The organism is Rathayibacter sp. PhB186, assembly GCF_003751825.1.
Classification (GTDB): domain Bacteria; phylum Actinomycetota; class Actinomycetes; order Actinomycetales; family Microbacteriaceae; genus Rathayibacter; species Rathayibacter festucae.
Genome location: NZ_RJKO01000009.1, coordinates 63,977 through 86,183 on the forward strand (window position 1 = coordinate 63,977; position 22,207 = coordinate 86,183).

Here is a 22,207-nt window from a genome sequence, read left to right on the forward strand (position 1 = left end):
AACGCGCTCTCCTCCGCGGGGGAGTGCCGCGCGGTTGGCGGATCGCCTGCAGATCGAACCGCTGTCGTCAGACCTCGACGCCCAGGCGGCGGCGCGCCTCGTCCAGCGTGCGCACCACCTGCACCGTCTCGTCCAGCGGGTGCACCGGCGACTCGGTGAGCCCCTCCGCTACGTACTCCGCGAGGTGCACCGCCTCCCACGCGAGGCCCTCGCCGCCCTGCAGCCCCGTCTCATCCCGCCACGAGGCGCTCTCGGAGCCGCGGGTCAGGGTGACGCCGCTCGGCGTCCAGAACGAGGGGTGCACGTCGATCCGCCCCTCGCTGCCCGCGACGCTCGCCGCGTGCAGGGTGTCGGCCAGCACGGTCGACGTCGCGACCGACTGGACCCCGTGCGCGTGCCGCCCGACGATCGTCGCCATCGCGTCCACGCCGGTCGAGGTCAGCGCGCCGGCGACGACGGTGCTCTGCGGCGCGCCCGCGACCATCGACACGAACGAGGAGGCGTAGACGCCCACGTCGAGCAGGCCGCCGCCCGCCAGCGCCGGATCGAAGATGCGGCTGGCCGGGTCGAACGCGAACGCTGCGCCGAAGTCGGCGGAGACCAGCGCGGGAGCGCCGACCGCGCCGTCCGCGAGGAGCTGCCGCACCACGTCCATCTGCGGCAGGTAGCGCATCCACATCGCTTCCATCGCGAAGACGCCGGCGTCGCGCGCCGCATGGACGATCATCTCGGCCTCGCCCGCCGTGGTGGCGAACGGCTTCTCGATGAGGACGTGCTTGCCCGCGGCGATCGCGCGCAGGGCCTGGCGCGCGTGCTCCGAGTTCGGCGAGGCGATGTAGACGACGTCGACCTCCGGGTCGTTCACGACCGCGTCGGAGCCGACCGAGGCCCGCTCGACGCCGAAGCGCCGCGCGAACTCCTCGGCGCGCTCCTGCGAGCGCGAGCCGACCGCGACCACGCGCTGCCGGGTGTGCTTCTGCAGCGCGGCGACGAAGGTGCCGGCGATCGAGCCGGGGGCGAGGACTCCCCAGCGCAGCACCGGGGAGTCGAGGAGCGAGGGGAGCCGGGGCTCGGGAAGCGTCAGTGCCATCCCGCCACGCTATGCCCTCCCCCTGGGCGGCTCCGAGCCCCCGCCACGCGGGCCCGGAGCTCCTGAGTCGCCCGAGAAGGCTCGTTCTCGGGCTGGAGAACGAGCCTTCCCGGGCGACTCAGCGGACTTCAGCGGAGTGCAGCAGACCTCAGTCGACCGCGGTCATCGCCGCTCCGAAGCCGCGCAGCCGGGCGACCGTCAGGGTGCCGATCGGCTGCGGGGCGCCCTCCGGCGAGAGGACGAACGCGTTGCGGGCGACGTAGAGAGCGCCGTCCCGCAGCTCGATCGCCGCGGGCGAGACGACCGCGAGTCCGGTGATCGGCGTCGAGGTGCGCGGCAGGATCAGCGCCACGCGTCCCGTGCCGTCCGGGCCGCCGAACAGCTCGGTCACCACGACCGTGCCGGTGACGCGGTCGACCGCGAGGCCGGTCGCGCTCAGCAGGCCGGTGGCCACCGTGCGGATCTCGCCGGTCGCCGGGTTCACCCGCACCACGGAGCCGCGAGCGCCGAGGCTGGCGTCCTCCGGTCCGCCGGGCAGCGTCGACACGTAGAGCCAGCCGCCGGGGCCGACCTCGACGTCGGTCGGGACGGGCTCGAACGAGTAGCGGTAGCCGGCTGTGCAGGCCGGGAAGCCGAAGGCCGCCGCCTGCTCCGCCGTGATCGTGATCGGGGCCGTGGGCGGCAGCACCGCCACGGTCGAGACGACGCCGTTCGGCGTGACCTTCAGGATCGCGTTGCCGGCCGCGTCGGCGACGTAGACGCCGGCGCTGGTCGCGGCCGACGCGTAGGGGTGCACGTCGATCCGGCCGGTGTAGGAGGCGGGGCCGGCGACCGCCGGGTCCACCTGGGCGGCGCACTCGGCGGGCAGGCCGAGGAAGCCGTAGCTGTTGCCCGCATCCGGGTTCGCGCTCGCCTCGTACGCGCCGAGGTCGGCGAGGGTCGTCGGCGCTCCGCCGCCGCTCGGCACCGATTGCAGCAGCGCCTCGCCCTCCTCCTGGACGCCCTCGCTGTAGTAGACGGTGGAGCCGCGGACCGAGACGGCCCCGATCTCGGTTCCGGGCGCACTGACCAGGGTCGAGGTCGCGCCGGAGGGAGCGACCTTGGTCAGCATTCCGGCGAAGTTCTGCGCGACGTAGGCGGTGCCGCCCGCATCGACGGCGAAGCTGAGCGGCGAGACGAGTCCGGTCGCTCGATCGGTGACGGAGACGAAGGACAGCGGGGAGGGGGTGGCCTGGGCGACGGGGGCCGAGACGAGAGTCGTGACCGCGACGGCGGCGGCCGCGGTGAGGAGGAGGCGTTTGTTCACGAGGTGCTCCTTTGCACTCGGGATGCGGGCAGAGCAGTGCTGCGGGTCGAACGATCCGCGGCTCCGACCGCGGCGACGGGAATCGCCGATGCGCACACCGTAGGACCGCGGTGGCCAGGAGTCCATGGGGCGGACCCCGTCACGCGGCAGACCCGCGTGGCGGCGCGGGTGCTCTGCGCCGGATCCTCCGCACCCCTAGGGTGTGAGAGCCCGCGCCGCCGCGGGCGGAGGAGGCGTCATGCCGGAGTGGTACACCCTCGGCGTCGTCGCCCTGGTCATCGTCGTGGTCGTCGTCGCGATCGTCCGCTTCCGCTTCAACCCGGTGCTCGCGCTCGCCGTGGGTGCGGCGGCCATCGGGCTGCTCACCGGGCTCGGCCCCGTCGACACCGTCTCGACGATGACCCGCGGCTTCGGCGAGGTGATGATGGAGGCGGGGCTCCTGATCGGCTGGGGGGTGCTGATCGGCGCGATGCTCAACGAGATGGGCGCGGTCGTCCGCCTCGTCGAGGGGCTGCTGCGGGTCTTCGGCAAGCGCGGCATCCCGTACGCGCTCGGGCTGTCCTTCGCCACCTATCTGCAGACGATCTTCGTCGACGCCCTGATCGTCATCGCGGCGCCGCTCGCCCGGCGGATCGCGCCGCGGCTCGGCCCCGCCGGCACGGGGATCGTCGCCGTCACCTTCGCCGTCGGCCTCGAGATGGGCATCGTGATGATGGTGCCGGGCTTCGCGGCCGTGGCGCTCGCCGGGCTGCTCGGCGTTCCGCTCGGCGTGATGCTGCTGGGCGGCTTCGTGGTGGTCGCACCGACCGTCGTGGTCACGATCCTGCTGATGTCGCTCGCCTTCCGCCTGGGCTTCTGGGATCCGGCGCGCGACGAGCAGCTCGTCGTGCGCGACGAGACCGCCGGGCTCGCGACGGTGCCCGCGGGGGAGCGGGCCGGGAGCGAGGCGGTCGGCGGATCCGGGTCGGCGGGGTCCGGGCGGTCCTCGAGCGGTGGCTCCGCGGCCGGTCGCTCCACCGCTGACGGCGACACAGACGCGCGCGACGCCGACGCCCCGCGCGAGCGCCCGCTGCTCCTGCTGTTCGCCCCGATGCTTCTCGCGCTGCTGCTCATCGCCGCGCAGGCCGTGCTCTCGGTCGCGGGCGCGGAGGTGCCGGTGCTGCAGTTCCTCGGCAACCCGGTGATCGCGCTGCTGCTCGCCGTGATCGCGACCGGCCTCGTCGGCCGCTCCGTCGTCGGGACTCCGCGGATGGAGAAGGCGGTCGCGAAGGGCTTCCAGGACGGCGGGCAGATCTTCCTGCTCACCGGCGTCGGCGGCGCGCTCGCAGCGGTGATCGCGGAGGGCGACCTCGGCGAGCTGCTCAAGGGCTACTTCTCGGCGAACGCCGCCGCGCCGCTGCTGCTGGTCTGGCTGATGGCGGCCGTGCTGCACATCGCCGTCGGCTCGGTCACCCTCTCGGCGATCACCGCCGCGGGCGTCGTGGCCCCGGTCGCCGCGACGCTCGGACTCGATCCGCTGCTGATCGCGCTCGCCGCCGGCTCCGGCGCGCTGTTCTGCATCCACGTCACCTCGAACACCTTCTGGCTGCTGCAGAGCTTCCTCGGCCAGTCCGTCCGCGGCGCCCTCAAGTCGGTGACGGTCGGCGTCTCCCTCGCCTCCGTCCTGGCCCTCGGCATGGTCCTCCTCCTCTCGCTGTTCCTGGGCTGACCCCCCTGCTGATCCCCGCCGCGAGATGCCACTTGTGCACGCCTTTCACGGCGTGTCGCGTGCACAAGTGGCATCTCGCGGAGGGGGACCGGCGTGACACGTGCCGGAAACACGGGTGGCCTAGGTTCCTGAGAGGGTTCACACGTTGCTCCGAGGTCGATGACGCAGGAGCGAGCGCGGAGCCTCGTCCGCGCCGACCTCCGACACGAAAGATCTCCGCTTGAGAACACGCACCGCCCTGACCTCCGGCTGCGCGGCCCTCGCGCTCGCCGCCGGCGGTCTGCTGATCGCGCCCGCCGCGACAGCGACCACCACCGCGACACCGACCACCGCCTCCGCCTTCGAGCGGGTGGACCTCGTCCGCCCCGCCTCCGCGCCGATCACCGAGCCCGCGAGCTACCCCTACCGGGAAGCCCTCACCGAGGTCGCGGTCGACCCGACCGACGCCTCGCTGACCCGCGGCGTCACGCCGTACGACCGGATCGCCCCAGCCCTGAACGACCTCGCTGCGCGCTCCGACCGCGTCTCGACCCAGGTGGTCGGGAAGTCGGGCCTCGGCCGCGACATCTACCTGGTCACCGTCACCGCTCCCGAGACCGCCGCCGAGACGGCGCAGCAGGCCGAGTGGCGCGACCGCCTGAAGAACGAGCCGGAGGCGGCCGCCGCCGACGCCGAGCTGATGGCCGAGTACAAGGTGCCGACCTGGTTCAACGGCAACATCCACGGCAACGAGTGGGAGGGATCCGACGCGATCCTGAACTACATCGAGAAGGTGGCCACCGCCGAGGACGCCGAGACCGAGGCGCTCCTCGAGGGCAACCGCCTCTACTTCACCGTCACCAACAACCCCGACGGCCGGGCCCTCGGCCAGCGCGCCGTCGCGGCCGGCTACGACCCCAATCGCGACATGATCACCGGCGCGACCAACGAGGCGGCCGTCATCCGCGACCTCTCCAGCGTCCTGCAGCCGACCTACTTCATCGACATCCACGGCTACACCGGCATCCTCCAGGTCGAGCCCTGCGGCCCGCCGCACGGCGAGAACTACGAGTACGACCTGTTCCTGCCGCACGCCTACGCGACCGCGCTCGAGATCGAGCGCCGCGTCGTCGAGGCGGACGTGCCCGGCAACACCTACAAGGCCGCCGACGGCAGCGTCACGACCGAGAACACCGGCCAGATCCTGATCCCCTACCGCGACATCCGCGCGGGCTGGGACGACTGGCCTCCGATCTTCGCGCCGCAGTACGTCGCCTTCCAGGGCGCGATCACCAACACGGTGGAGCTGCCGCTGGGCCGCACGGCGAACGAGACGCCCGAGGAGATCGCCGAGGGCCAGGCCAACGCGGACATCGACATCGAGGTCGCCGGGATCGTGATGGACGCCTCGGTCGACTACATCGAGGCCAACCGCGACGCCCTGCTGAGCAACCAGGTGCAGATCTTCGAGCGCGGCGTCACCGGCGCCCCCGCCGTCGAGATCCCCGCCGACGTCGCCGCGTCCGACCTGCCGGCCGGCACGCCGACCGAGTGGACCGAGATCTGGGACGAGACCGACGTCTACACGACCGAGTACCCCCGCGCCTACGTCATCCCCGCCGGTGACGCGCAGCGCTCCTCGTCCGACGCCGAGACCCTCGTCGCGCAGCTGCTCGCGCACGGCGTCGAGGTCGATCGCACGACCGCGGCGATGACCGCGGGCGGCACGACCTACGCCGCCGGCTCCTACGTCGTCGACATGCACCAGCCCGTCCGCGGCCTCGCGAACGTGCTGCTCGCCGACGGCACCGACATCTCCGACCGTGTGCCCGAGATGTACGACGTCTCGGCCTGGAGCCTCTCGCTGCTCTGGGGCGCCGACGTGATCCCGGTCGGCTCCACGCTCGACCCGATGCCCGCCGTCGAGCTCGAGCCGGTCACCGCCGTCGCCCCGAGCGGCAGCGTCCCCGCCGACGCCGGCTACCTCGCCTTCGAGCCGCGCGGCGTGCTCGAGTACCAGGCGGTGAACGCGCTCCTGGGCGCCGGAGTCGCGCTCGAGCAGTTCGCCGACGGCACGATCGCCCTCCGCGCCGACGCCGACGGTCTCGCCGCCGCGAAGGCCGCCGCCGCCGAGTTCGGCGTCGACTTCACGGCGACCACGGCGGAGCGTATCGAGGACGAGGACGGCACCGCGCTGTCCGCCGTCCGCGTCGCCTACTCCGGCTCGCACGAGGACCGCGACGCGCTGGCCAAGCTCGGCTTCGCCGACGCGGTCGCCGTCACGGCGGACACGCTCGCCTCGGGCGAGACCGTCCTCACTGACGCGGACGTGCTGCTGCTGGGCCGCGCGCTGTCCTTCACCCCGGAGCAGGCCGCGGGCCGCACCGCCGTCGAGGAGTTCCTCGCGGCGGGCGGCGACGTGGTCGGCCGCGGCGGAGCGGGAGCGGCCTTCGCGACCGACTTCGGCCTCGCGACGCTGACCGCGCAGACCGGTACGAGCGGCTCGAACGGCATCGTCTCGGTCGAGACGCCGGCCGACGGGATCCTCGGCGACTACCCGCAGGACACCGCCTTCGTCTCGCCGGCGCTCTGGTTCGAGGGCTTCGACGCGTCCGTGACGGTGGAGCAGAGCTACGCCGCCGAGGACACCTTCGTCGCCGGGCACTGGGTCGCGTCCGAGCGGCAGTCCCGGAGCGACGCGGCCGGGCAGGCCTCGGCCGTCTCGTTCGCGACGGAGTCGGGCACCGAGGGCTTCCTCTTCGGCACCTCGCCGGTCTTCCGCAACCACCCGGTCGGCGCGTTCAGCGACGTCGCCCGGGCGCTGTTCGCCGTGGCGCCCGAGGGCGCGGCCGTCGAGCTGCCGGGGACCCCGGAGCCGACGGCGACGCCGACCGCGACGCCGGAGCCCACGGCCACGCCTGAGCCGACGGCGACTCCCGAGCCGACCGCGACTCCGGAGCCGACGGTGACCCCGGAGCCCACCGCGACCCCGGAGCCGACCGCGACTCCTGAGCCGACGGTGACCCCGGAGCCCTCCGCGACTCCGGAACCGACCGCGACCGCCACGCCGACGGCCGCGCCCACCGCGGCTCCGGAGCCGACCGCCACGGCGACCGCGGCTCCCGTCGCGAAGCCGGGTACCGGCGGTCTCGCCTCGACCGGAGTCGAGACCGGCCCCTGGCTGCTGCTCTCGGGAGGTGCGCTCGTGCTCGGTCTCGGCGCCCTGCTGATCGCCCGCAGCCGCCGCGAGGTCGAGGAGGCGTAGCCTGCGCCGCGGGAGGGCCGGCGAGCACGATCCGCCGGCCCTCCCGCACTGCTCTCTCCGCACAACCCCACCACTGCACACCCGCGCCACCGCACCCGCACCACCGAGGAGTCCCGATGCCGCCCCGTACCGCCCGCACCCTCGGGATCGTCCTGGCCGTCCTCGGTCTCGTCGCCGTGATCGTCGCGATCGTCCTCCTCGTCCGCCCCGCCGACGGCGCCGGAGCCCCGACCTCCACCCCGGTCGCCCCCTCCGCCTCGGCCGCCGCCGCCCCGTCGACCGCGCCCACCGAGGCCGAGTCCACGGAGACCGCGACGGGACCGACGGCCACCGATGCCCCCGCGGAGACCTCCCCGACCGAGGGCGTCGTCGCCTCGGCCGCCCCCGGCTCCGCCGCCACTGCGGCCGCCGTCCTCTCCTTCACCGCCTCGCCCGCGACGATCGACTGCGCCGGCGACCGCACCGCCTCCGTCCCCGTCGCGCTCTCCTGGCAGACCGAGGGCGGCGTCTCGGCCCGCCTCGCCGTCGGTACCACCGACGCGCAGTCCGGCACCCCCGTCGACCTCAGCGCGACCGGCTACTCCGCCCTCTCCGTCCCCTGCCGCGACGCCGAGACCCTGATCACCCTCGCCGTCGAGTCCCCCGACGGAACCCTCACGCAGCGCACCCTCGTCCTCCCCACGGACTGATCTCCTCCCCGCCGCGAGATGCCACTTGTGCACGCGACACGCCGAGGAAAGCGTGCACAAGTGGCATCTCGCGGGGACGGCCGGACGCGCCCGCACGGCAGAATGGAGACGATGACCTCCACCCCGCCTCCGCTCGGCCTGCTCCTCGACGTCGACGGCCCGATCGCCAGCCCGATCAGCCGCACGATCGCCATCGACTCGATCGCCGACGACCTCGTCGCGCTCGCGAACGCCGGCATCCCGCTCGTCTTCAACACCGGCCGCTCCGACGCGTTCCTGCGCGAGCGCGTGCTGCCGCCGCTCCTCGAGCGCGGCGTCTCGGCCGACGCGCGGATCGTCTGCGTCTGCGAGAAGGGCGCCGTCTGGTTCACCGTCGACTACCGTGGCACCTCCGAGCCGATCGTCGACGAGTCGCTCGCGATCCCGGAGGCGGTCGCCCGCGACCTCGAGCGGATGATCCGCGAGGACTACGACGACCTGGTCTTCTTCGACGAGACCAAGCGCGCGATGGTCTCGGCCGAGCAGCTCGTCGACCTCTCCAGCGAGGACTACCTCGAGCGCCAGCTCGTCTTCGACGCCGACGCCCTGCAGATCATGACCGCGGCCGGCCTCGGCGTCGAGCGCCGCGGCATCCGCTACCCGAACGACACCGGCGCCGTCGAGTACCGCATCGACCCGACCGTGATCTCCACCGACATCGAGTCCAACCGCCTCGGCAAGGACCTCGGCGCCCAGCGCGCCGTCGAGCTGCTCGGCGCCACCGGCCCGATCCCGCAGCGCTGGCGCACGGTCGGCGATTCCCGCAGCGACTACGCCATGGCCGACTGGCTCTCCGAGCACGCCTACGACGTCGCCCACGTGGACGTCCGCCCCGCGGAGGGCGTCCCGGACAAGCCGTACCCGATCCTCGTGGTCGACGGCGCGATCAACGACGAGGCCGGCGCCGCCGTGCTGCGCCGCTGGACCGAGCTCGTCGCCGACGAGACGACGCCCGAGGTCGGCGGCGGCATCTCCCTCCACGTCGCGGGCTGATCCGCCAGCCCCTCGTCCGCAGGCCCGCGGCCCGTTAGCGTTCGAGGCATGAGAATCGCAGTCACCGGTGGATCCGGGAAACTCGGCCGCAGCGTCGTCACCCGTCTCCGCGAGTCCGGCCACGACGTCTTCGTCCTCGACCGCGCGGGAACCCGCGGCGAGGGCGTCATCAGCATCGACATCACCGACTACGGGCAGGTCGTCGACGCCCTGCAGGCCGTGGGCGACCGCTACGAGGGGATCGACGCGGTCGTGCACCTCGCGGCCGTCCCGGCGCCGGGCATCGTCCCGGACATCGCGACCTTCCAGAACAACATGTCGTCGACCTTCAACGTCTTCCACGCGGCGATCCGCGCGGGCATCCGCAGCATCGTCTACGCGTCCAGCGAGACCGTGCTCGGCCTGCCGTTCGACGTGCCGCCGCCGTACATCCCCGTCGACGAGAAGTACCCGGCCCGCCCGGAGTCGGTCTACTCGCTCACCAAGCACCTCGAGGAGCAGCTGGCGATCGAGCTCTGCCGCTGGCACGAGGACCTGACGATCATCGGCCTGCGCTTCTCCAACGTGATGAACGAGGAGGACTACGCCGAGTTCCCGTCCTTCGACGCCGACGCGACGCTGCGCAAGTGGAACCTCTGGGGCTACATCGACGGCCGCGACGGCGCCCAGGCGGTCGAGAAGGCCCTCGCGCACCGCGAGCCCGGCTTCGACCGCTTCATCATCGCGGCGGCCGACACCGTGATGACCCGCCCGAACGACGAGCTGGTCGCCGAGGTCTTCCCCGGCGTCGAGCTGCGCGGCGATCTCGGCGTCAACGACACGCTGCTCGCGATCGACCACGCCCGCGAGGTCCTCGGCTACGCCCCCGAGCACTCCTGGCGCGACTCGCAGTAGCCACCACCGCCTCCGCGCTGCTCCGGCTCGCGACACGCCCTCCGGCTCGCAGGAATCCACGGATCCCGCGAGCCGGAGCCGTTTCCGCGAGCCGGAGCTGTGCCCGGCCGACCTCGGGCTCGTGGAACGACGTCCGGCTCGCTGGAGTCCGCGGTTTCCGCGTGCCGACGGTGATTCCGCGTGCCGGAGGTGCGGTGCGGGGAGCTTCGGCTCGTGGAACGGTGTCCGGCTCGCTGGAGTCCGCGGTTTCTGCGTGCCGGGGGTGCTTCCGCGTGCCGGAGGTGGGGTGCGGGGAGCTTCGGCTCGTGGATCGGTGTCCGGCTCGCTGGAGTCCGCGGTTTCTACGTGCCGGGGGTGCTTCCGCGTGCCGGAGGTGCGGTGCGGGGAGCTTCGGCTCGTGGAACGGTGTCCGGCTCGCTGGAGTCCGCGGTTTCTGCGTGCCGTGGGTGCTTCCGCGTGCCGGAGGTGGGGTGCGGGGAGCTTCGGCTCGTGGATCGGTGTCCGGCTCGCTGGTGTCCGCGGTTCCCGCGTGCCGGGGGTGATTCCGCGTGCCGGAGGTACAGTCTGCGGAGCTTCGGCTCGTGGAACGGTGTCCGGCTCGCTGGTGTCCGCGGTTTCTGCGTGCCGGGGGTGCTTCCGCGTGCCGGAGGTGTGGTGCGGGGAGCTTCGGCTCGTGGATCGGTGTCCGGCTCGCTGGAATTCGCGGTTTCCGCGTGCCGAGGGTGATCCCGCGTGCCGGAGGTCTCCCACGGGAGGTTCGGCACGTGGAGACGCCTCCGGCTCGCGGGGATCCGAGGATCCCGCGAGCCGGAGGCGTGAGGGCGAGCCGGAGGTGCCGGCTCAGCAGCCGAGGGTCAGCTGGGGATGTAGTTGAACTCGTCCGGGTTCGGGCCGGTGCGCTCGTCGCGGTTGAGCGCGGAGATCGCCGTCATCGACTCGTCGTCCAGCTCGAAGTCGAAGAGCGCGAAGTTCTCCTCCACGCGCTTGCGGGTGACCGACTTCGGGAAGACGATGTCGCCGCGCTGGATGTGCCAGCGCAGGACGACCTGCGCGGGGGAGCGGTCGACGCTGTGCGCGATGCGGACGATCGCCTCGTCGTCCAGCACCTTGCCCTGCGCGATCGGCGACCAGGCCTCGGTCGCGATGCCGTGCTCGACGCCGTAGGCGCGGAGCTCCTCCTGCGTGAGGAAGGGGTGCACCTCGATCTGGTTCACGGCCGGGACGATCGTCGCCTCGGCGCGGAGCCGGTTGAGGTGGTTGGTCTGGAAGTTGGAGACGCCGATCGCCTTCGCCTTGCCGCTGCGATAGATCTCCTCCATCGCCTTCCAGGTCTCCAGGTAGTCGCCGACCTTCGGCAGCGGCCAGTGGATGAGGAAGAGGTCGACGTAGTCGAACTTCAGCTCGGCGAGGGTGTCGTCGATCGCCTGCAGGGCGTCCTCACGGGCGTGGAAGCCGTTGTTGAGCTTCGAGGTGACGAAGACCTCGGAGCGGTCGAGGCCGGAGGCGCGCACGGCCTCGCCGACGCCGGCCTCGTTGCCGTACATCTCGGCGGTGTCGATGTGGCGGTAGCCGACCTCGAGGGCGGCGAGCGTCGCGTCCTTGGTCTCGGCGGGGTCGATCTGGAAGACACCGAAGCCCAGCTGCGGGATCTCGACTCCGTTGTTGAGGGTGATCGTGGGGACAGTGTTCGCGTCCGTGCTCATACTCGAGCGTCCTTTCGTCCGGGGATCGGCCGCATCGGAGAGCTTGCGGCCGGAGTACAGTCCACGCCCCGGGGCCTCCCAGGTGCAAGGCCTTGCGCGTCCCGCGAACATCGGCGGTCGTCCGGCGCCGTCGGACGCCCGGGGAACGACGAAGGCCCCCGGCACGGATGCCGGGGGCCTTCGGGAGGCGCGTGATTACGCGCGGGACTTGCGGCCGGTGATCGCGCCGTAGATCAGCAGCACGATGATGGCGCCGACGACAGCGAGGATGATGCTGACGAGGTTGAAGCCCATCGGGTCGTCGCGCCCGAAGAGCGCGCCGCCGATGAATCCTCCGAGGAGGGCGCCGACGATGCCGAGGATGATGGTGATGATCCATCCGCCGCCCTGCTTGCCGGGCAGGATGAGCTTTGCGAGTGCGCCGGCGATGAGGCCGAGAACGATCCAACCGATGATGCCCATGATGTGTCTCCTTCGTAGTGTGCTCGACCGGCCGTTCCGGTGCGAGCGTCAACGCCTGTCGTGAAGGCGTCCTTGCAGATGATGTCGATCAGCGGAGTGAGCGCTGCACCTTCGCGCGTGCCTTGTCGGCGACCGCGGTGAAGTGCTTCGCCTCGCGCTTCGAGGTCTTCTTGAGCTTCTTGCGCGTCTTCTTCGTGGCCGGGTCGTTCCACACACCGAGTGCGAGATGGCGGAGCTCTTCGTAGCGTCCGCGGCCGGCGCGGGCGCCGAAGACGTACGCGGCGAGGGCGACGAGCGCCAGCAGGACGAGGCGGGGATTCATGCGGTGACCCTTCCATCGGAGAGAGCACAGGGTCGTGCTCGGCCCCCATTCCACTCTCCTGCGGATGCCGTGACAATTCAGGCCCGGACCGTTGACAACGGCCTCGCGGATCTGCTTGCGCCCGCGCGTAGTAGCAGAGGTCGTCCCCGACCGAAGCGGTCAGCAGACCGGAGCGTCCGCGAACCGGTCGTGCAGGTAGGGGCCGTAGCCGCCGTCCACGCGGTTGCGACGGCGTCCGGAGGTGGTCACCTCGCCGCGGTCGGTCGCTCCCACGCGGGCGCCGGCGGCGTGGAGGCGCTCGACCAGCAGGACGTCCTCGTGCAGCGGCTCGCCGCCGAACCCGCCCGCCGCCAGGTACGCGCTCGCGCGCACGCCGAGGTTCGCGCCGTGGATGCTGCCGATCGACTCCTCCCGCTCGCGGGTGCGCTGCCAGCGGCCGTACATCTCCGGCGAGAGGTCGGACGGGTCGGGCCGGACCGTGCCGACCAGCGCGTCGTGGTGGCGGGCGTGCTCGACGTGCTCGAGCAGCCACTCCTCCGGCACGACCGTGTCGGCGTCGGTGTTCGCGAGCCAGACCCGGTCGTCCGGGACGGAGCCGGAGACGGAGCCGAGGGCGTGCGCGATGCCGGCCGCCCGCGCCGCGCCGACTCCGCAGCGCTCGAGCTCGAGGACCTCGGCGCCCGCGGCCCGCGCACGCTCCACCGTCGCGTCCGTGCAGCCGTCCGCCACGACGATCAGCCGGACCGCGACGTCAGGGGCGGTCGTGGCGAGGTGCGCGGCGCTCCGGAGGACCGACGCGACGGTGGCGCCGATCCGCTCCTCCTCGTCGTGGGCCGGCACGACCACCAGCAGCTCCTCGATCCGGGTCACAGCAGCCCCGTCCGCCGGGCGACCGAGCGGCCGTCGCGCGAGTGGACCTCGAGCAGCAGGTCCTCCTCCTCGTGCCGGGCGATCCGGTGCAGGCCGAGACCGGCGACGGCGCTCTGGACGGCGTCGCCGTCGAGCTCGAGGCCGTCGATCGGGTGCCGCCAGTGCACGGTGACGAGCTCGCCGGACGCGGAGAGCCGGTCGCGCACCCCGCGCAGCGTGCGCTCGAGCGTCTCGCGCCCCAGGTAGTAGCCGACCTCGGAGAGCACGATCAGGTCGAACGGACCCTCCGGCACCCCGCGAGTGATGTCGTGGTGCTCGACCCGCACGTGCGCGAGCGGCGCGAGCCGGCGGGCGGCCCGCTCCACGGCGGCCACGGAGACGTCGATCGCCAGCAGGCGCTCGGCCCGCGCGGCGAGGGCCTCGGCCAGCACGCCGATCGAGGAGCCGATCTCGAGGACGGAGTCGTAGCGCCGCTCGGGCAGGCTCGCGAGGGTGAGGGCGCGCTTGCGCTCCTCGTACCAGCGGCTCGTGTACCCCCAGGGGTCCTCGTGCCGCTCGTACAGCTCGTCGAAGTAGCTCATCCCCGTGTCCTCGTCGCCGGGGCCGCGCCCGTCCGTCCCCCCGAGCCTAGGCAGGATCGGGGCTTCTCTCCGCCACTTGTCGGTCGGATCGCCGTGCGCTAGCTCCGGCCGGGCCATCAGCGGACCCGGATCAGGCGGTCGTCGCCGGCGAAGGCCCGGACGAAGAGCGGGTGGAGGACCGGGGCGATCCCGCCGGGTCCCGGCGCGGTCTGGCTCGGATAGCGCTCGCGGGCGCGGGCCTTCCTCTCCCGCAGGTCCTCGTCCGCCTCGACCCGGACGAGCGCCGGCCACGGCACCTCGGCGTCGTCGGGCGCGGCCCAGTGCCAGAGCCAGATCGGCGCCGCGAGCAGCGGGTGACCGAGGGTGTCGGCCGCCTCGGCGCAGACCTCGCCGACGACGCGGTGGTCGCGGTGGCCGTCGCCGGTCCAGGTGGAGAGCAGGAGGACCCGGCCGGGCTCGGCGGCGGCGCGGGCGAGCACCTCGGCGAGGATCCGGTCGCGGTGCTCGGGGGTGCCGGAGTCGGGGACGTCGAGGAAGGCGAGGCCGATCCCGGCGCCGAGCTCGTCGAGCGCGGCCCGGGCCTCGGCGCGGCGCTCGGCGACGAGGGCGGCTGCGGCCCCGGGGGAGGAGGCGCCGTGCGCCGCGCCGCCGTCCGTCACGATCACGACGTCCACGGGGACGCCGAGGCGGCGGGCCAGGGCGATCGTGCCGCCGCAGCCGAGCGTCTCGTCGTCGGCGTGCGCGACGACGGCGAGCACGCGGTCGACGGAGACGAGTGCGTCCTCCGGCAGGACCGGCAGCCGGTCGAGCCGCCCGTCCTCGCGCCAGCGCTCGACCGGGGTGCCCTCGAGGTGACCGTCGAACTCGATGACGCGGCTCACCACTCCTCCGTCTCGCCGCTGGCCAGGACCGCTCGGCCGAGGGCCGCGTCGTCGCGCTCGGCGTGGTGCTGGCGGACGTAGAGGGCGAGGTCGGCGACCCGCTTCGCGTGCTCCGCGTCGAGGGCCAGCGGAGCCGGTCCGAGTGCGCGGCCGGCGCGCAGCAGGATCTCCTCCACGGCGCTCGCGACCGTGCCGCGGACCCGCTTGGCCAGCAGTGCACCGCGGGCGCCCTCGGCCTCGCCCGCGTCGATCAGCGCCGAGGCCTCGTCGAGCGCGCGGCGCCCGGCGGACAGGGCGGTGTCCACCGCGCCGAGGTGCGCGAGCAGGTGCGGGTCCTCGCGGCGGGCGGCCGCCCGGGCCAGCGTCGCGGCGACGCCCCGGGCCCCGCCGAGCCAGCAGGCGGCCACGCCGATCCCGCCCCAGCCGAAGCCCGGTCGCGAGAGGTACCAGCCGGGAGCGCCGACCTCCTGGGCGCGCGCACCGGCGAAGCGCACCGGCCCGCTCGGGATCTCGGTCAGCCCGCGGGGGTGCCAGGCGTTCTCCTCCGGGGTCGCGGTGCCGTCGCCGAGGCGCACCGCGAAGAGCCGGCGCTCGCCCGAGCCGTCGCCGACGTGCGCCGTGATCAGCGCCGCGTCCAGGCGGCCCGCCAGCGAGCACCAGGGCTTCACGCCGTCCAGTCGCCAAGCGTCGCCCTCGGGAGTCGCGACGAGCGGCTCGTCGCCGCCCTCCGCCGCGAAGACGCCCCAGACCGCGTCGTCCTGGACACCGACGTCCGCGGCGGACAGGCCCGCCTCGCCGAGGATCGCGAGCGCGTCGAGGTGCGGCTCGATCGCGCGGGCGACGCCGAGATCGTGCCGGGCCAGGCGCTCGAGCAGGCCGTGCAGCTCGGCGGTGCGGCCGGTGCCGGGCCGCGGCGGGTCGGCGGAGAGGGTGCGGGCGAGGGCCAGAGCGCCGTCGACGTCGCCGGGAAGGGAGGGAGGAGCGAGCGGTTCCATCCCCGTGGACGCTACGCGGTCGGCGCCGCCCCCGCCCCGGATTGTCCGGGGGAGGGCTCGGTGGTAGCGCCGCGCATGTCCAGGGCGGTGATGCGGCGCAGGAGCACGGCGAAGAGCTCGACGTCGCCCGCCTCCCAGCGGCGCAGCTCCTCGTGCATCAGCGCCTGGCGGGAGCTGCGGATCGCCCGCATCCGCTCGGCGGTCTCCGGCGGCACCGAGAGGATCGTCGCGCGTCCGTCGTCGGGGTCGGGGGAGCGCTGCAGCAGACCGAGGCGGTCCAGCGCCGAGATCTGCCGGCTGATCGAGGACTTGTCCGTCTCGAGCAGCTCGGCCAGGGCGCCCGAGTGCATCGGGCCGCGCCGCTCCAGGGTGGCGAGCGTCCGGTACCCGGCGGTGCTGAGGTCGGGGTGCAGGCGCTCGGCGGCGGAGCGCATCGCGTCGCGCACCCGGTTGAAGAGGGTGCTCAGCTCGCCCTCGACGGCGGCGATCGCGGCGTCGGTCGCGCCCTCGGTCGCGCGGTCGCCTTCGGCGTGCCCGCCGGTCTCGGGGTCGGGAGGGGAGGACGGGCCGGTCATCCCTCCAGCATCCCGCGTCGATCCGACTTGCGCACGACCCCGTCCACGTCGTACGCTTCCCGAAGCCAAAGACCGCCGGTTTCCGGTGTGCGCACGAGCAGGGCCCAGGCCCCGCGGATCGCCACCGGACGAAGGATTCGCGAAGCGAATGGCCCGCGCAGGTGTGCAAGAGATGTGTTCCGCGTTCATCGCGTTCCCCAGGCTCCCGCGCTCCTGCGCCGGAGCCTTTTTCTTTGCGTGCCTTCGGGCTACCGGCACGAGAATTCACAGGAGTAGCCATGGCGAACAAGGAAGCCTCGGTCGCCGAACTCACGGAGAAGTTCCAGAGTTCGACCGCCGTTCTGCTGACCGAGTACCGCGGTCTCACTGTTGCTCAGCTCAAGACGCTGCGCAAGGACATCAGTGAGCACGCGACCTACGCCGTGGTGAAGAACACGCTGACCAAGATCGCGGCGAACAACGCCGGGATCTCGTCCTTCGACGCCGAGCTCGCTGGCCCTTCGGCCATCGCGTTCGTGCACGGCGACCCCGTCGCCGTCGCGAAGTCGCTGCGTGCCTTCGCCAAGGCAAACCCTCTCCTCGTGGTCAAGGGCGGTTACTTCGACGGTAACCCGCTGACCGCGGAAGAGGTGGGAAAGCTCGCCGACCTCGAGTCCCGTGAAGTGCTGCTCGGCAAGCTCGCCGGCGCCTTCAAGGCCTCGCTCTTCGGTGCCGCTTACCTGTTCCAGGCGCCGCTGTCCAAGGCCGTTCGCACGGTCGAGGCACTGCGCGAGAAGCAGGAGTCCGCGAGCTGACGCTTCCCTCCGGGAGGCAGTGCGCACGCGGTTCGTAGACAAGAAACAACAAGGAGAAAAATCATGGCAAAGCTCACGCAGGACGAGCTCATCGAGGCCTTCAAGGAGCTCACGCTCATCGAGCTCTCTGAGTTCGTGAAGAAGTTCGAAGAGGTCTTCGAGGTCACCGCCGCCGCGCCCGTCGCCGCTGCTGGTGTCGCCGGCCCGGCCGCCCCGGCCGAAGAGGTCGAGGAGCAGACCGAGTTCGACGTCGTGCTCGAGGCCGCCGGCGAGAAGAAGATCCAGGTCATCAAGGAGGTCCGCGCGCTCACCAGCCTCGGCCTCGGCGAGGCGAAGGCTGTCGTCGACGGCGCCCCCAAGGCTGTCCTCGAGGCCGTCAACAAGGAGACCGCCGAGAAGGCCAAGGCCCAGCTCGAGGCCGCCGGCGCGACCGTCACCGTCAAGTAATCCCCTCGCACCCGTCAGGGTGCACGGGTCCTCCCTCGGGCGGGCCCACCGGCGCAGGGCGTCGTCTCCTCGGAGGCGGCGCCCTTCGTCGTTCCCGCTCGTCGTCGCGCTGTCCTCCCTGCGCTGTGGTCACCGCCCCGGCGTCCCCGACCGGGGGTGACCGGCCTCCCCGGTGCCGCGCGACGCAGCCTCTAGAATCGGCGGGTGACTGCTATCGATCCGCTCGCAGGCCTGCCGGCCCGCGACGTGCCGCCCAGCGAGGTGTCGCTGAGCGAGCTGCTGAGCGACTTCGTCTCGGTGACGCACCGGATCACCCGCCTCGCCGCGCAGGCCACCGACAACCAGGAGTCGCAGGCGGTCTGGCGCACCCTGTCGGTGCTGCTGTCGATGGGGCCGATGCGCCTGGGCGAGCTGGCGACCCAGAGCCGCGTCTCGCAGCCCACGATGACCAAGATCGTGAAGAACCTCGTCGAGGCCGGCTGGCTCGACCGCATCGCCGACCCGGCCGACGCGCGGGCCTGGCAGATCCGCCTCGCGCCCGACGGCGCCGCCGCGCTCAGCGCCTGGCGCACCCAGCTGGGCGACGCCCTCACGCCGATCTTCGCCGACCTCCGCCCCGAGGACCGCCGCGTCCTCGAGCGCGCCGTCGAGATCATGCACGAGCGCCTCGTCGTCGCCCCGCGCGACTGACCCCGCCCTCTCCCTGCTGGTCGAGTAGCCCGGGAGGGGCGCATCGAGACCCGCGGTCGTCAGCAGTGAGTGCTGACGGTGGGCGATCTCGATACGCCCGCTGTGCGGGCTACTCGATCAGCATGGAGGGCCGCGCCGCTCCGGACCGGGTCGGCAGGGGGTGCAGGATGAGCGGGTGCAGATGCGACTCGAACTCGTCCCCGTGCCCGTCTCCGACGTCGATCGGGCGCTGGCGTTCTACGCGGACGTCGTCGGCTTCCACGTCGATCACGACGTCCGGCCCTCGCCGTCGATGCGGGTCGTCCAGCTGACACCGCCCGGCTCCTCCTGCTCGATCGTGATCGGCACCGGGATGGGGCCCGGGCCGGAGGACGGCGTCGTCCGCGGGCTGCACCTCGTCGTCGACGACATCGCCGCCGCGCGCGCCGAGCTGGTCGAGCGCGGTCTCGAGCTGTCGGACGTCCAGGACATGGGCGGCGTGAAGTACTCCCACTTCGCCGACCCCGACGGCAACACCTGGTCCCTCCAGGAGATCGGCTCCCGCACTCCGCCCGCCTGAGCGGCGGCGCTCGCTTCCATGCTGGTCGAGTAGCCGGGCAGGGGCGTATCGAGACCCGCGGTCGTCAGCAGTGAGTGTTGCCGGTGGTGGATCTCGATACGCCCGCTGCGCGGGCTACTCGATCAGCGAAGAAGCGCGCGCTGTGAGGCGCGTCGGCACGATGGTCCGCAAGCCCCGAGGCGTCCGCCTCGGCTCAGTCCTCGGGCCAGCGGACGCGGGCGCCCGAGTCCGGGTGCTTGCGGAGCCAGGCCGCGACGAAGGGGCAGCGCGGGACGACGGTGCCTCCCGCCTCCGTCACCGCGAGGACCGCGGCACGGGCGAGGACGCTGCCGAGGCCGTGTCCCTCCCAGGCGTCGTCGACGACGGTGTGGGTCAGCACGACCTCGTCGCCGCGGCGGACGTAGGCCGCGAAGCCGGCCGTCTCGCCGCCGACGGAGATCTCGAAGCGCGAGCGCTCGGGCGCATCGCGGACGACGGGGGAGGGGGACTCGGAGTCGCTCATGCTCCGATTCTCGCGCCCCGCGGCGCCGACGTGCTGGTGCGGATGACGAGCGAAGCGGGGATGGTCGTGTGCCGGGCGGGCGGCGGCGCCTCGCCCCGGGCCAGCGCGGCCAGCGCCTCCAGAACCAGCGCGACCGCGAGCTCGCCCTGCTGCCGCGGGTCCTGGCGGATCGAGCTCAGGCCGAACAGCTCGGCCAGTGGGTGGTCGTCGATCCCGATGATCGAGACGTCCTCCGGCACCGAGAGCCCGAGCTCGCGCGCCGCGAGGATGATGCCGATCCCGATCTCGTCGGAGGCGGCGAAGATCGCGGTCGGCCGGGTGCGCGGGTCGCCCAGCACCTGACGCCCGGCCCGGTGCCCGCCGGGGATGTCGAACCGGGTCGGCACGAAGTGGCCGGCCTCGCGCTCGAGTCCGGCCGCCGCGAGGGCCTGCGAGAAGCCCTCGTGGCGCTTGGTGTGCACGTGGAAGTCCATCTCCTCCTCCGCCAGTCCGCCGATGTGGACGATGCGCTCGTGGCCGAGGGAGAGCAGGTGCTCGGTGGCGAGCCGGGCCGCGGCGACGTCGTCGATGCTGAAGGTGGGGATGCCGGGGAGCGAGCCGCCGATCCCGACGATCGGCTTGCCCAGGGCGAGCAGCGCCTCCGTCTCGTCGGGCGAGATCTCGAGGGTCACGGCGACGATCGCATCGACGCGCTTGCGGACGAGGTAGTACTCGAAGACGCTGCGGCGCGCGTCGCGGTGCTTGTCGATGTTGTAGAGGAGCAGGTCGTAGCCGGCGGCGAGCAGGGCGCGCTCGATGCCCTCGATGATCCCGCCGAAGAACCACTGGTTGATCACCGGGATGATCACGGCGACGTTGTTGCTGCGCCCGGTGACGAGGCTCGAGGCGTTGGCGGAGACGACGTAGCCGAGGCTCGACGCGGCGTGCTCGACCCGCTGCTTCGTCCCGGCGGAGACGTAGCCGCGGCCGCTCAGGGCGCGCGAGACGGTCGCCTTCGACACTCCCGCGAGCTCGGCGACCTCTTCGATGCCTGGCACGGCGTTCCTCCCGGACCGTCCGGCGTCGGTGCTGGAAACGGTTCCAGAAAGTTATACCCCGGGCTCGACGCGAGGGGGAGCGTCGAGATCGATCTCCCGCGGCGCACGGCCCGATTTCCCGCGGTTCGTCGCCGGATCGTTATCTGAGAGAGCGCTCTATCGCCGCCGTTGTGCTTTCATCGATCTTGTGGAAAGGTTTCCCTCCGTGGAGGCCCGAGCCACACGAACCCGGTGTTCCGCTCGGAGAGTCTCCGCACGGAACCACCAACAGCATCCGAGTCGTCGCAGCACCTGCTTCGAGTCGCCTCAGCCCGCCGGCCCGCCGGACGGCACCGGCCCTCGGCTGAACCACCACTCAATGAGGAGGAACCATGCGGTCATCCCTGCACCGCCGTATCACCCTTCCCGTCGCCGTTCTCGCAGCGGCCGGGATCGCCCTCGCCGGCTGCTCGAGCAGCAGCGACCCGAACGACCCGAACGCGGGCGGCGGCAGCTCTGCCGGCACCGTGGGCACCGCCGACGGCGTCGTCAACGTCTACGGCACCATCAACGGCGACGAGGCCACCCTTCTCGAGCAGTCCTGGGCGGACTGGGAGAAGGAGTCGGGCATCGACATCAAGTACACCGGCGACAAGGAGTTCGAGAAGCAGATCGGCATCAAGGTCCAGGGTGGCGACACCCCCGACCTCGCGATCTTCCCGCAGCCGGGTCTGCTCGCCGACACCGTCGCCTCCGGCAAGGTCCAGGAGCTGCCCGCCGGCGCGCTCAAGAACGTCCAGGACAACTGGTCCGAGGACTGGCAGAAGTACGGCCAGGTCGACGGCACCCAGTACGGCGCGCCGCTGATGGCCTCCGTCAAGGGCTACATCTGGTACTCGCCGAAGAAGTTCGCCGAGTGGGGCGTCTCCGTTCCCACCACGTGGGACGAGATGGAGGCGCTGGGCAAGACCATCGCCGAGAAGACCGGCGGACCGTCCTGGTGCGCGGGCTTCAACTCCGGTGAGGCGTCCGGCTGGCCGGGCACCGACTGGATCGAGGACGCCGTCCTCCGCGAGGCCGGCCCCGACGTGTACGACTCCTGGGTCGCGGGCGACACCCCGTTCACCGACCCCGAGATCAAGGCGGCCTTCGACAAGGTCGGCTCGATCCTGCTCGACCCGACGCTGGTCAACGCCGGCTACGGCGACGTCTCCTCGATCAACTCGACCGCCTTCGGCGACGTCGCGCAGAACGTCGCCAACGGCACCTGCGCGCTGACCCACCAGGCCTCGTTCTTCGAGGGCTTCCTGATCTCGGCCGGCGCCAACGTCGCCGAGGACGGCGACGTCTGGGCCTTCCTCACCCCGCCGGCCGAGGCGGGCGACGCCCAGGCCGTCACCGGTGGTGGCGAGATGGTCGCCGCGTTCTCGAACGACGAGGACACCGCCAAGGTCCAGGAGTACCTGGCCAGCGCCGACTGGGCCAACAGCCGCGTCAAGCTCGGTGGCGTCATCTCGGCGAACACCGGCCTCGACGCCGCCAACGCCGGCAGCGACATCCTGAAGGACTCCATCGGGATCCTCCAGGACCCGGACACCACCTTCCGCTTCGACGGCTCGGACCTCATGCCGAAGTCCGTCGGCGCCGACAGCTTCTGGAAGGGCATGGTCGACTGGATCGACGGCTCGAGCACCGATCAGGTCCTCGAGGAGATCCAGGCCGGCTACACCTCCTAGCAGTCGCGGAGAGGGCCGTCGCTCCCCGGAGCGGCGGCCCTCGACCGATGCCCGTCCGGCCGGATCGCACCCGCGGTCCGGCCGGACCGGGCCTCACCAGAGTTCAGAGTC

At 72.5% G+C, this 22,207-nt stretch carries 22 protein-coding genes; 10 read left to right on the forward strand and 12 right to left on the reverse strand.

Features of this window, described 5'->3' with window-relative positions; genetic code table 11:
• Window positions 1-67: 67 nt before the first annotated feature.
• On the reverse strand, window positions 68-1,090 hold the full coding sequence (locus EDF45_RS18175; RefSeq protein WP_123737369.1) for a Gfo/Idh/MocA family protein: 1,023 nt from the start codon (window positions 1,088-1,090) through the stop codon (window positions 68-70).
• Window positions 1,091-1,238: 148 nt separating this feature from the next.
• The gene (locus EDF45_RS18180) at window positions 1,239-2,396 is read right to left on the reverse strand and encodes a ScyD/ScyE family protein (protein ID WP_185020264.1); all 1,158 of its coding nucleotides are present in this window, start codon (window positions 2,394-2,396) and stop codon (window positions 1,239-1,241) included.
• 238 nt (window positions 2,397-2,634) lie between these two features.
• Here EDF45_RS18180 and EDF45_RS18185 point away from each other — a divergent pair, with 238 nt between their 5' ends.
• The 5 genes from EDF45_RS18185 (at window position 2,635) to EDF45_RS18205 (ending at window position 9,963) form a co-directional block, all read left to right on the forward strand.
• Entirely contained in the window at window positions 2,635-4,104 is a 1,470-nt protein-coding gene (locus tag EDF45_RS18185; protein ID WP_123737367.1) for a GntP family permease, read from the forward strand.
• 220 nt (window positions 4,105-4,324) lie between these two features.
• On the forward strand, window positions 4,325-7,348 hold the full coding sequence (locus EDF45_RS18190) for a M14 family zinc carboxypeptidase (RefSeq protein ID WP_123737366.1): 3,024 nt from the start codon (window positions 4,325-4,327) through the stop codon (window positions 7,346-7,348).
• A gap of 116 nt (window positions 7,349-7,464) precedes the next feature.
• Window positions 7,465-8,037, forward strand: coding sequence for a hypothetical protein (locus EDF45_RS18195; protein ID WP_123737365.1), 573 nt, complete (start codon window positions 7,465-7,467; stop codon window positions 8,035-8,037).
• Between the two features lie 111 nt (window positions 8,038-8,148).
• Window positions 8,149-9,069, forward strand: coding sequence for a hypothetical protein (locus EDF45_RS18200; RefSeq protein ID WP_185020265.1), 921 nt, complete (start codon window positions 8,149-8,151; stop codon window positions 9,067-9,069).
• A gap of 48 nt (window positions 9,070-9,117) precedes the next feature.
• Window positions 9,118-9,963, forward strand: a complete 846-nt coding sequence (locus tag EDF45_RS18205) for an NAD(P)-dependent oxidoreductase (RefSeq protein WP_123737363.1) — start codon at window positions 9,118-9,120, stop codon at window positions 9,961-9,963.
• A gap of 854 nt (window positions 9,964-10,817) precedes the next feature.
• Here the strand turns inward: EDF45_RS18205 and EDF45_RS18210 are convergent.
• The 8 genes from EDF45_RS18210 to EDF45_RS18245 form a co-directional block, all read right to left on the reverse strand.
• Window positions 10,818-11,666 (reverse strand): aldo/keto reductase, encoded by an 849-nt coding sequence (locus EDF45_RS18210; protein ID WP_123447799.1) that lies wholly within the window; start codon window positions 11,664-11,666, stop codon window positions 10,818-10,820.
• Between the two features lie 195 nt (window positions 11,667-11,861).
• The gene (locus tag EDF45_RS18215) at window positions 11,862-12,128 is read right to left on the reverse strand and encodes a GlsB/YeaQ/YmgE family stress response membrane protein (protein ID WP_056041656.1); all 267 of its coding nucleotides are present in this window, start codon (window positions 12,126-12,128) and stop codon (window positions 11,862-11,864) included.
• A gap of 88 nt (window positions 12,129-12,216) precedes the next feature.
• Window positions 12,217-12,450 (reverse strand): YtxH domain-containing protein, encoded by a 234-nt coding sequence (locus tag EDF45_RS18220; protein ID WP_123447798.1) that lies wholly within the window; start codon window positions 12,448-12,450, stop codon window positions 12,217-12,219.
• Window positions 12,451-12,609: 159 nt separating this feature from the next.
• Window positions 12,610-13,320, reverse strand: coding sequence for a glycosyltransferase family 2 protein (locus EDF45_RS18225; protein WP_123737362.1), 711 nt, complete (start codon window positions 13,318-13,320; stop codon window positions 12,610-12,612).
• Window positions 13,317-13,901, reverse strand: a complete 585-nt coding sequence (locus EDF45_RS18230) for an SAM-dependent methyltransferase (protein ID WP_123737361.1) — start codon at window positions 13,899-13,901, stop codon at window positions 13,317-13,319. Before EDF45_RS18230 ends, EDF45_RS18225 begins: the two co-directional genes overlap by 4 nt.
• Window positions 13,902-14,017: 116 nt before the next feature.
• Window positions 14,018-14,782: a PIG-L deacetylase family protein gene (locus tag EDF45_RS18235; protein ID WP_185020266.1), complete on the reverse strand. Its 765-nt coding sequence runs from the start codon at window positions 14,780-14,782 to the stop codon at window positions 14,018-14,020.
• A complete protein-coding gene (locus tag EDF45_RS18240; protein ID WP_123737359.1) occupies window positions 14,779-15,777 on the reverse strand; it encodes an acyl-CoA/acyl-ACP dehydrogenase in 999 nt (332 codons plus the stop codon). The genes EDF45_RS18235 and EDF45_RS18240 overlap by 4 nt, the downstream gene beginning before the upstream one ends.
• 11 nt (window positions 15,778-15,788) lie before the next feature.
• Window positions 15,789-16,352 carry a MarR family winged helix-turn-helix transcriptional regulator gene (locus tag EDF45_RS18245; RefSeq protein WP_185020267.1) on the reverse strand — a complete coding sequence of 188 codons (564 nt, stop codon included), beginning with the start codon at window positions 16,350-16,352 and terminating at the stop codon, window positions 15,789-15,791.
• Between the two features lie 278 nt (window positions 16,353-16,630).
• Here EDF45_RS18245 and rplJ point away from each other — a divergent pair, with 278 nt between their 5' ends.
• The 4 genes from rplJ to EDF45_RS18265 all read left to right on the forward strand — a co-directional run bounded on the left by rplJ (window position 16,631) and on the right by EDF45_RS18265 (window position 18,842).
• Window positions 16,631-17,146, forward strand: a complete 516-nt coding sequence (gene rplJ / locus EDF45_RS18250; protein ID WP_123447792.1) for a 50S ribosomal protein L10 — start codon at window positions 16,631-16,633, stop codon at window positions 17,144-17,146.
• 63 nt (window positions 17,147-17,209) lie between these two features.
• Window positions 17,210-17,593, forward strand: a complete 384-nt coding sequence (rplL, locus tag EDF45_RS18255) for a 50S ribosomal protein L7/L12 (protein ID WP_055791021.1) — start codon at window positions 17,210-17,212, stop codon at window positions 17,591-17,593.
• 204 nt (window positions 17,594-17,797) lie between these two features.
• A complete protein-coding gene (locus tag EDF45_RS18260; protein ID WP_243581350.1) occupies window positions 17,798-18,283 on the forward strand; it encodes a MarR family winged helix-turn-helix transcriptional regulator in 486 nt (161 codons plus the stop codon).
• Window positions 18,284-18,458: 175 nt separating this feature from the next.
• Window positions 18,459-18,842, forward strand: a complete 384-nt coding sequence (locus EDF45_RS18265) for a VOC family protein (RefSeq protein ID WP_185020268.1) — start codon at window positions 18,459-18,461, stop codon at window positions 18,840-18,842.
• Window positions 18,843-19,035: 193 nt separating this feature from the next.
• Here the strand turns inward: EDF45_RS18265 and EDF45_RS18270 are convergent, their stop codons facing one another.
• A complete protein-coding gene (locus tag EDF45_RS18270; RefSeq protein ID WP_123737357.1) occupies window positions 19,036-19,344 on the reverse strand; it encodes a GNAT family N-acetyltransferase in 309 nt (102 codons plus the stop codon).
• Window positions 19,341-20,381 carry a LacI family DNA-binding transcriptional regulator gene (locus EDF45_RS18275; protein WP_123737356.1) on the reverse strand — a complete coding sequence of 347 codons (1,041 nt, stop codon included), beginning with the start codon at window positions 20,379-20,381 and terminating at the stop codon, window positions 19,341-19,343. Before EDF45_RS18275 ends, EDF45_RS18270 begins: the two co-directional genes overlap by 4 nt.
• A 371-nt stretch (window positions 20,382-20,752) precedes the next feature.
• On the opposite strand from EDF45_RS18275, the gene EDF45_RS18280 reads away from it, so the two are divergent.
• Window positions 20,753-22,096 carry an ABC transporter substrate-binding protein gene (locus EDF45_RS18280; RefSeq protein ID WP_123737355.1) on the forward strand — a complete coding sequence of 448 codons (1,344 nt, stop codon included), beginning with the start codon at window positions 20,753-20,755 and terminating at the stop codon, window positions 22,094-22,096.
• Window positions 22,097-22,207 lie beyond the last annotated feature (111 nt).